The organism is Liquorilactobacillus mali, from assembly GCF_001437155.1.
GTDB lineage: Bacteria > Bacillota > Bacilli > Lactobacillales > Lactobacillaceae > Liquorilactobacillus > Liquorilactobacillus mali_A.
This window is the reverse complement of record NZ_JQAR01000025.1, coordinates 25,084-34,453: the sequence shown is the minus strand read 5'-3', so window position 1 is coordinate 34,453 and position 9,370 is coordinate 25,084. Positions and strand designations below refer to the sequence as shown.

Below are 9,370 nucleotides of genomic sequence, written 5' to 3'. Positions count from 1 at the left end.
TGGCAAGAAGGATACACCTGTTCCCATGTCGAACACAGAAGTTAAGCTTCTTAGCGCTGATAGTAGTTGGGGGATCGCCCCCTGCGAGGATAGGTCGTTGCCGTGCAAATGAAAAGGATTAGATTGAAAGATAACTTTTAATCTAATCCTTTTTTGTCTCCATAAATAAGCTAGTTTTATAAGCAAGAATTTTGAATAACACAACTGTAAGGAACATGGTGCGCTTCCAGTTAGTACTTAATTCTACTGCTCTTTTTATAAAAAAATGATACATAAAACAAAGAATCAAAAAAGTTCTTCCGCTAACTTATTTTTGCAACGATTAACAGCTCGATTAACCTTATTTTGAGGTTCTTTAAGCAAAATGGCAATTGCTTCTGGAGACTGATGTTTAAAATAAAGTAATGAAAAAACATGATATTCAAAATCTGAAAGCAAGTAGGGCAGACTATTAACGGCCTCATTAATGATAACTGTATTTTCAGGTGAAATATTGGAAATTGCAGATTTTGAATAGTACTCACCTTGTGTTTCTAAAATATTTTCAAAAGATTCAGCAAATCTATCTGCCTGACGTTTTGTCGCACTTTCTTTACGCAAAATACTGCAAAAACAGTTAAGCAAACTTTGCTGGAAAAATTTGCCAAATGTAATTTTTCCGTCGATATTATATGCTAGAACTGCTTGATAACAAACAATTCTTGACTCCTGCAACAGATCATCTATTTCATAAAATCTAAAATGATAGCGATTAATTGAGCTTAAAACAAGTGGACGGTATTGTAAAAATAATTTTTGAAAATCTTCATTATTATTAGTGTTCCTAATACTTAAAATTTGTTCAGTTATACTTTTATTATCTAAAGAATTTGCCATGCTATTAACGCCACCATTCTGCTTGATATATTTATTGTTTAATAATATCAGGCGTGGAGATAATAAAAAGAGAAGTTCTTCTCAAAACAGCAAATAAATTTGATAAAAAGTTACATATACAAATTAAACATAAATAAAAAGGACCACAGAAAAATAAAATTAAATTCTTTGCAGTCCTTTATTCACGATATGATATAACACATGCAAGCCACTTACCGGATTTGAACCGGTGACCCCCACCTTACCATGGTGGTGCTCTACCTACTGAGCTAAAGTGGCAACAAATACTGACTAAAATAGTATATTATATCGCATTATTAAATGCAAGACCTTAAGCGTGATAGATATAACTATATGCTTGAAAAGGCAGTATAATAATACTATTAAAAGGTCAATACTTGATTTTTAGTTGAACTAACAATAATAAAAAATTACTTTTGTTTAAATGTAATGTCTTGTTCGATGGTGAAGAGTCCACTAGGAATAGTCGTTATAAGATTTGAGACCCCCTTAACACTAATTAAAACTAGATCATGCATTGCCCTCGAGCAGATTGTGTATAGAACCCCACGGGAAGAATCATCTGCAAAATTATTCTGGGAAACCTCAAAAGCAATTACTGCATCAAATTCAAGCCCTTTTGCAAGGTAAATAGGTAAAAGGACAAGCCCTTTTGGCAGTGAGCGATCATTATTTGTAATGAGTGTTGGTGCATCCTTAGCCTTGAAGGATTTTAATAATACTTGACATGTTGCGATATCCTTCGTAATTATAGCTACCGTTTCGTTCTTTTTGAGCAGTAGTTTCGCCTCTATCAAGAGTTTTGAAATAGTATTTGATTCATCGGTCAGTACTAATTTTGGTAATGAGCCGGAGCGGGTGAAAGCCTGAATTTTGTCACCATCAGGCAATAATGCCTTCATGAACGAGGTAATTTCAAAAGTCGAACGATAGCTTTTGTTTAACTCGATCATCCTAGCTCTTTTAGGGTTGATTGTTTGTTTGAGATTCTTCATTAATTCCTGAGGTGGTTGAATCTCATGATATAAAGCTTGTTCACTGTCACCTAAGAGGGTAAGGTGTGCATTTGGAAAGGCTGTGTGTAAATAGTACATCTGCGCAAGTGAATAATCCTGCATCTCATCTATAAAAAGATGCTGAATTGAATGATTTTGTCCCTCGCCAGTTATTTGATCACGCAGATATAAAATTGGAGCACAATCTTCCAGTCGGATACGGTGGTACTCTAGTTCATTATTGAATCTTGCAACATCATCTGATAATACTTCTTTCAAAAATTCACTATATTGGTGATATACATCTATGAAATAATTATTGTAGATTGCTTCATAGATTGGTTCAAATTTAGCACTGACAATTTTGTTGCTAAGGTAGTTTATCTCAGCCTCAACGTCTTCAAAACGGCCCCGTTGATAATTGCCCAGAAGTGAATGATATTCTTCTTCCGTTAAGCTATCTATCTTTTTGAGTACCCATTGGGCATTTAACTCTTTTTTTATTTTCTTTTTTAATTCTTTAATAAGAATATTTTTAAGCTCAAAGTACCGCATGTGATGTGGCTGTGCTGCGGGAAGCTTGGAATATAGTGCTCTGATTTCAGAACTTGAGAAAATAACTTGGTCAACGAGAATCAAGTCGTTAAAGAAGATGTGAGAACTGTCTAATTTTGTTACATATTCTTTGATTTTACGCATAAAATCAGCATTTTCTTTGATCGTTATTTCAGTGTTAACAGAAGACGAACTTTTTTTCTCGAAGCTATCAAAAAGGGTTTCAACTTTTAAACCCTCAAAGCGTTGAGCAAAAAATTCGGCAAGAGTTACTTGGCGCATATTTCGTTCACCTAAACTAGGAAGGACTTCTGAAATATAATGACTGAATAACAGATTGGGTGAGAACAAGACAATTTGTTCTGCGCTTAAATCAGAGCGGCTGTGATATAAAAGGAATGCGATGCGTTGCAAAATTGCCGAAGTTTTTCCACTGCCAGCAACACCTTGGACAATTAACAGATCATGTGTGGTATCACGAATTATGTCATTTTGTTCCTTCTGAATGGTAGCTACGATGTTTTTCATATATTCATCGCTTTGTTCACCAAGCATTTCCTGTAAAAGTTCATCACCAACTGTCTCATTGGTGTCAAACATATTAGTAATTTTTCCAGCTTGAATTCTAAACTGTCTTTTCTTCAATAGTTGTGCTTCTTGTTCTCCCATGGGCGTAGTGTAGCTGACGGTTCCAAGTGTCCCATTATAGTAAATACTTGAAATGGGTGCACGCCAATCATAGATCAAGAAGTTCCCCATGTCATCATTGAAGGAGGATGTCCCAATATAGAGCGTTTCGGGAGAGGTTTCCCCTTTTTCATGGATGTCTATCCGTCCAAAATAAGGAGAGTCCTTCAAATCGGATAGAAGATGAATCTGCCTGCTTAAAATCTTTTCAGTTTCTACATTTTTTGCGATTAATTGTTTCTGCTGCTGAACTTCAGCGTTGGTTTCCATTTGATCATCAACTTCAAATGTATTGATTTTAGCATTCTGGACATAGTTTTTCTCAACAGATGAGCGCTCAGTGCGTGCTTTATTATATTCATGCTGAGTTTTCAAGAGTGATTCCTCTATCTTACCAACAACTGTATCAACTCTTTTTTGTTCGAAATTTCTTTCTTTACCCAATAGAATCTCCCTTTTATTCTTTAGTAGAGAATAATGTTATCACAAACAAGGCAAGACAACAACGTAAGAAGCTTTTGACTTTAATAAAGGCTTTGCGGTAAAATAATCTTATTCGATGATCAGGTAGTAGTTTGACTCTAACAGAGATGCATTGAACGGTTGAGAGATGCAATGTCAAACGAATTGGACTGGGAGAATGTAAATTAATGAAATATATGTTGTAATGAGAGGCAGTTTATACTGCAAGATAGGTGGCACCGCGCTTAGTTACGTCCTATTGCTATTTTTAGCGATGGGATTTTTTATTTTGAAAGGGGTAATTGATAATGAAGAAGACAATTTTAACAGGAGACCGACCAACAGGAAAGCTTCATATTGGACATTATATTGGATCCTTGAAAAGTCGTGTTAAGCTACAAAATACAGGCGATTATAATACATTCATCATGATTGCTGACCAGCAAGCACTCACAGATAATGCACGTGATCCAGAAAAAATTCGTAAGTCATTAATCGAGGTAGCCCTTGATTACTTAGCTGTTGGGATTGACCCTGCAAAATCAACTATTTTTGTACAATCACAAATTCCTGCCTTGTCTGAACTGACAACATATTACCTCAACTTAGTGACAGTCTCTCGTTTGGAACGCAACCCTACAGTGAAAGCAGAAATTCAGCAGAAAAATTTTGAGCGTTCTATCCCAGCGGGCTTCTTTGTTTATCCAGTGAGCCAGGCTGCAGATATTACGGCTTTTAAAGCTAATCTTGTACCAGTGGGCGATGATCAGGAACCAATGATTGAACAGGCCCGTGAAATTGTCAGAAGTTTTAATACGATTTATGGTCAAGAAATCCTAGTTGAACCAGAAGGAGTTTTCCCTGAAAAGGGCGCTGGCAGATTACCTGGATTGGATGGTAACGCGAAGATGAGTAAATCATTGAATAACTGTATTTATCTCTCAGATGATGCAGACACTTTAAGGAAGAAAGTTATGTCAATGTATACGGATCCTGATCATGTCCATATAGAGGACCCAGGTAAGATTGAAGGTAATATGGTATTCACATATCTAGATGTTTTTGATGAGGATAAAGAAAAAGTTGCACAATTAAAACAAGAATATCAAGCTGGTGGACTAGGGGATGTCAAAATAAAAAGATATTTAAATGATGTTCTTGAGGCAAAATTGAAACCAATAAGAGAAAGACGTGCAGAATTTGCCAAAGACATTCCTTCCGTATATGATATCTTAAAAGAAGGTAGTGCTCGTGCCAATGCGGTAGCAGGACAGACTCTAAGTGAAGTTAGGGCTGCAATCGGTGTTAACTATTTCAAGTAGTTTTGACAAGTGATGAATAAAGCTGGAGGGGATTTGTTTGAAGAATTTGGTAGTTCTTGATTTTGGCTCTAATTCAGTTCGGCTATCGATTAATAGGATGGAAAAAATTGATAATGGACATAGATTTGCTGAAGTAAAGAGATTGAAAGAAACGACACGACTTGCTGAGGGAATGGGTAATGAAGAACAAAAAAGATTATCCCCAGGAGCTATCAAGAGAACTATTCAAGCAATCAAGTATTTTAAGCGTGTCTATCAGACCTATCCTGACTATCAGGTTTTGTCAATTGCAACAGCTGCGGTTCGTGAGGCAACTAATAGTCAAGAATTTATTGATGAGATCTTGGCTTTGACTGGCTCGCGGATACATGTTTTATCTGGAAATGATGAGGCTTACTATGATTATTTAGGTGTTATCTCAACGCTGCCTATCAAAGACTTCATGATTGTAGATATGGGCGGTGGAAGTGTGGAGCTTGCCATTGTAAAAAAACGGCAATTGATGCATTCTATTAGCTTACCTTACGGCGCTGTAAGTTTAAGCGAACAATTCTGTCAAAATGGTGCTTTGCCCGAAGAAAGTTTGAAAGCATTCAAGAGCTTTAGTAGCAAACTGTTTGATGGTTTATCATGGTTGAATGAGGCAAAGGGCTTACCATTAGTTTTATTAGGAGGATGCAATAGGACTGTTGCCCGAATTAAAAGAGCTAAGGAAGGTTTCGCAGATTTGGATAACATTCATGGCTTTGAATTAGATGTTGCTGATTTTAAGAGGATTTATGCCAATCTATTGGAATATTCTACGAAGGAACGTTTGAACATCAGGGGAATGGAAGAAGCTCGTTCTGATATAATTCTTGGTGGAATGACGCCACTTGAGGTGTTGCTTAAGCGCTTGGACAGTAAAAAAATAGTTTTTTCTGAGAGCGGCGTGCGCGAAGGCCTTCTGTATGAGATGGTTGATAAAAAGAAAATATGACTTTGTTGAAAAAATTTAGGATTGAAAAGTTGAATTGAAATAGCATTCACACAATAATCTTCATTGCACGATAAATGTAGTTAAAATTAATGCGGCAGAGAAAGTGCGGTGTAAGCTGTAAATTTGAGTACTAACGCGAAACTTGCTGTGAGTAATTCGAAATTAGACGAAAAATCTTTACTTATGAAACATATTTATACAGAATAATATAGGGGCAGTTCAAAATTTAATTTTGAACCTGCCCCTATATTTTACTATTATATTAATTGAATTGTGCTTATTGGAATATATTCATGATATCTATATAACAGCAATTGCTATTGCTTTGTGTAGTCTTGTCCTAGAATATTAAAAGATAGTCTTGCAAGTTCCTGTGACCCTTGAAATGAAGTAAAAGCTTTTTTAGTACTGGCATCTTTATTAATATAGAGATAGTAGGCTTGAGATGAAACTGGAGGAGTTGCCTGATTGGTCTTAAGATTTTCTAAGTAATCGATATTTTTGGATGTCAATGCAGTATAATCTAGTGCGCTCACAATTGCTGCTCTGGTTCTTTTTGTCATGACCGAATTGATTGCATCAGCAGCGGAAGATTCACGTTCAAAATGGAGTTTGATACCTGAAAGGGCAAGACTTTGAGGATAATCAATATTTTTGACAATCGATATTTTTTTGGTTGTTGCTGATAGATTTGATAGTCCTTTGTCCTTAAGTGATACTAATTCATTGGGAACGTAGAGATACACAAGTGAATGTTTGATTTCCTGTTTGTTCATTGACTTTTTATGTAGTCCAATGATTACAGAATATTTTTGTTTGTTTTGCATTGCAGTTGTGGCAGTTACAGTTTTTAAAATAACCTTTTTCTTAAGTTTTTTCCCAATGGCAACGCCAATTTTTTTGTTAAATGTCAATATTTTTTTATTTTCAGTGGAATCCTTAACGACAGCAACTGTCAATTTTTCTTGGGTACTATTCTTAACGGCATGGAAGTGAACAATTAAAAAAAACAGAAAAAATAAGCAGATAAATAAGCCAATGATAATTCTGAAAATAGAAGTTTTTTTATTCATAATAAAAAACGTTACCCCTTTGTGGTGTTGATAGATATTATTATATAATGAAAGAACAAGTTTTGTGCAAAATATTAGGATAAAGGAAGATAAGGAATGCAAAATTATGGGAAATTTTATCAAAAGCCATGGAAAGAACGAATAAATCTTATCAGTCAGAATGAGAAACTGACAAAAGATCAGATACAGATTTTGAAAAATTCTGCTCAAAATAGATTTCTAGGTGACACAATGATAGAAAACTATATAACTGATTATAGCTATCCTGAAGGAATTGCATTTCATTATCTAGTAAACAATAAAGACTATCTAGTTCCGATGGTTACAGAGGAGCCGTCAGTAATTGCCGCCAGTAGTCATGGAGCGTCTATTGTAGCTAAGGCGGGTGGCTTTGTAGCGAGCACCAGTGAAAGACTAATGATTGGACAGATTATTTTAGAGAACATTGAAGATTCAAAAAAATTGATCATGGAGATTAAGGGATTAACGAAGAATCTCTTGTCAGTAGCTGATCGAGCCCATCCTTCACTTAAAAGACGTGGTGGTGGAGCACGCTGGTTGAAAACACGAATACTTGCAAAAGATTTAGTGGCAATTGATATTGCAATTGATGTGCAAGAAGCAATGGGGGCTAACATGATCAATACAATGTTAGAAGCTGTTGCCAAGGAACTTGAAGAGACGTTAAACCAACAAGTGCTAATGTCGATTTTGTCGAATTACGCAACTGAGTGTCTTGCAAGAGCAACCTGCAAAATTCCATTTGAACTATTATCCAAAAATGGGATTTCAGGTGAAATTATTGCAAAAAAAATTGCCCAAGCAGGTCGTGTAGCACAATTAGATACTTACAGGGCCGCGACGCATAATAAAGGAATTATGAATGGGATTGATGCAGTTGTAATGGCAAGCGGCAATGATTGGCGTGCTATTGAGAGTGGTGCACATGCATATGCGGCCAGAAATGGTCAATACAAGGGATTAAGCACATGGAAGTTGAGTGGTGGCTACTTGATTGGAGAATTAGAATTGCCACTGCCTGTGGGCTTTGTAGGAGGCTCAATTAGCATTGTACCTTTAGTCAGTGTTAATCAGAAATTGATGAAAATTACAAGCGCACGGGAACTTGAAAGTATTATCGCATCAGTAGGATTAGCACAAAATCTGGCAGCCTTATTAGCATTAGTGTCAGAAGGAATTCAAAAGGGACACATGAGGCTGCAGCTTAAATCACTGGTTATAGCGGCAGGTGCTGATGCAACAGAAGAAGATGCGATAGTTGATAGAATGCTGCAAGCGGGTAAGCGCGACGCAGACAGCGCAAAAAAAATATTGAGAGATTATCGAAAGAAGGATAAAAATGACTGAAGTCAGCTTGAATGAACAGACAAAGGATTTGTTAAAAAAGGCTAGAATTGGATTCCCAAACGAGATTAAAGTTATCTATAAAGATGAAAAAGCTGGATTTATCAGACATGATCAAGCTCAACAATACTTGAGCGGTGGAGACTTGGTAATTGAAGTAAATGACACTACTTGCCCTGATTACACTCTTACTCACGAGTTGCTGCATTTACTTGTAAGAATTAACAATGTGCCAGAGATTATTTTTAACCTGACTACTAAAAATCAGAACTTGGATAATAACTTTCTTGCAACGGGTTTTGAATTATATAATACGATCTTACACTTTGAAATATACGATATGCAGCGACAAATGGGACTCTTCTCCGAAAAAATTCAAGATTTGTACTTGAAGGGTATAACGGAAACACTTAAACCAGAGCCAGAGACTGAAGTAGATAACGTGATGGTTTTAAGAATAGTGCAGTTATTTGATGCACTTGTCTTTTTTGGGAAAGAAGTTCAGAAAGTTGCAGTTGTTTTTGAGGAAAACTATCCGCGTGCTTATCATGCTGCTAGACAATTATTCGAGGCTGCAACCAAAAAAGATTTAGCTGGAGTGCAGGGAATTCATCGTGCAGTAATTCGTGTATTTACTCAATTTGATGAATGCCTAGATGAGTTGGGACTGATGGGAATGAATCTGCGTGAATTTGTTACCCTGACACCTGTAGTTAGTGAGCGTCAGTTAAAATTAGAGGTTCGACAAGTCTTCAACATTAAAAATTCACAAATGAATGATGTGTATCAAGACAAGCCAGCATATATTGGTCTGGGTATATACAACGAACAAAATTCATTTGTAATTACTGCCCCAAAAGTAAATTCAGATAAGTTTTTCAAGGATTTATATGGGATGAGAGTTGCAGATTTTTTTGATAAGTTTGAAATACCATATCTAAAACGCTAATTTGTAATTTTTTAAATTTGATATCATAAAATATGATATACTTGCAATAATTAACAATTAATTTAAATAAGGAAAATGGGTCATAA

7 protein-coding genes, 1 tRNA gene and 1 rRNA gene are annotated in these 9,370 nt (G+C 35.9%); 5 read left to right on the top strand and 4 right to left on the bottom strand.

Translation table 11 applies throughout. The features are described from left to right. Positions 1 to 106 (top strand): 5S ribosomal RNA (rrf, locus tag IV36_RS09545); the annotation flags it as partial. Between the two features lie 179 nt (positions 107 to 285). On the opposite strand, the gene IV36_RS09540 is transcribed toward rrf, so the two are convergent. From IV36_RS09540 to helD, 3 genes are all read right to left on the bottom strand, one after another. Then, positions 286 to 876 carry a sigma-70 family RNA polymerase sigma factor gene (locus tag IV36_RS09540; RefSeq protein ID WP_056992032.1) on the bottom strand — a complete coding sequence of 197 codons (591 nt, stop codon included), beginning with the start codon at positions 874 to 876 and terminating at the stop codon, positions 286 to 288. A 206-nt stretch (positions 877 to 1,082) separates the two neighbouring features. After that, positions 1,083 to 1,155: transfer RNA gene (locus IV36_RS09535), tRNA-Thr, on the bottom strand. A gap of 152 nt (positions 1,156 to 1,307) precedes the next feature. Then, positions 1,308 to 3,578: an RNA polymerase recycling motor HelD gene (helD, locus tag IV36_RS09530; protein WP_056992030.1), complete on the bottom strand. Its 2,271-nt coding sequence runs from the start codon at positions 3,576 to 3,578 to the stop codon at positions 1,308 to 1,310. 323 nt (positions 3,579 to 3,901) lie between these two features. Between helD and trpS the strand changes: the two genes are divergently transcribed. After that, complete coding sequence (gene trpS, locus IV36_RS09525) at positions 3,902 to 4,918, top strand: tryptophan--tRNA ligase (protein WP_156648660.1); 1,017 nt, start codon at positions 3,902 to 3,904, stop codon at positions 4,916 to 4,918. 37 nt (positions 4,919 to 4,955) lie between these two features. Further along, complete coding sequence (locus tag IV36_RS09520; protein WP_056992027.1) at positions 4,956 to 5,897, top strand: Ppx/GppA phosphatase family protein; 942 nt, start codon at positions 4,956 to 4,958, stop codon at positions 5,895 to 5,897. A 317-nt stretch (positions 5,898 to 6,214) separates the two neighbouring features. Here the strand turns inward: IV36_RS09520 and IV36_RS09515 are convergent, their stop codons facing one another. Further along, on the bottom strand, positions 6,215 to 6,970 hold the full coding sequence (locus IV36_RS09515) for a hypothetical protein (protein ID WP_056992025.1): 756 nt from the start codon (positions 6,968 to 6,970) through the stop codon (positions 6,215 to 6,217). A gap of 96 nt (positions 6,971 to 7,066) precedes the next feature. Between IV36_RS09515 and IV36_RS09510 the strand changes: the two genes are divergently transcribed. Together IV36_RS09510 and IV36_RS09505 are read left to right on the top strand one after the other, a co-directional pair. Further along, entirely contained in the window at positions 7,067 to 8,338 is a 1,272-nt protein-coding gene (locus IV36_RS09510) for a hydroxymethylglutaryl-CoA reductase, degradative (protein WP_056992024.1), read from the top strand. Beyond that, complete coding sequence (locus IV36_RS09505; protein WP_056992022.1) at positions 8,331 to 9,284, top strand: hypothetical protein; 954 nt, start codon at positions 8,331 to 8,333, stop codon at positions 9,282 to 9,284. The genes IV36_RS09510 and IV36_RS09505 overlap by 8 nt, the downstream gene beginning before the upstream one ends. The last annotated feature ends 86 nt before the right edge of the window (positions 9,285 to 9,370 follow it).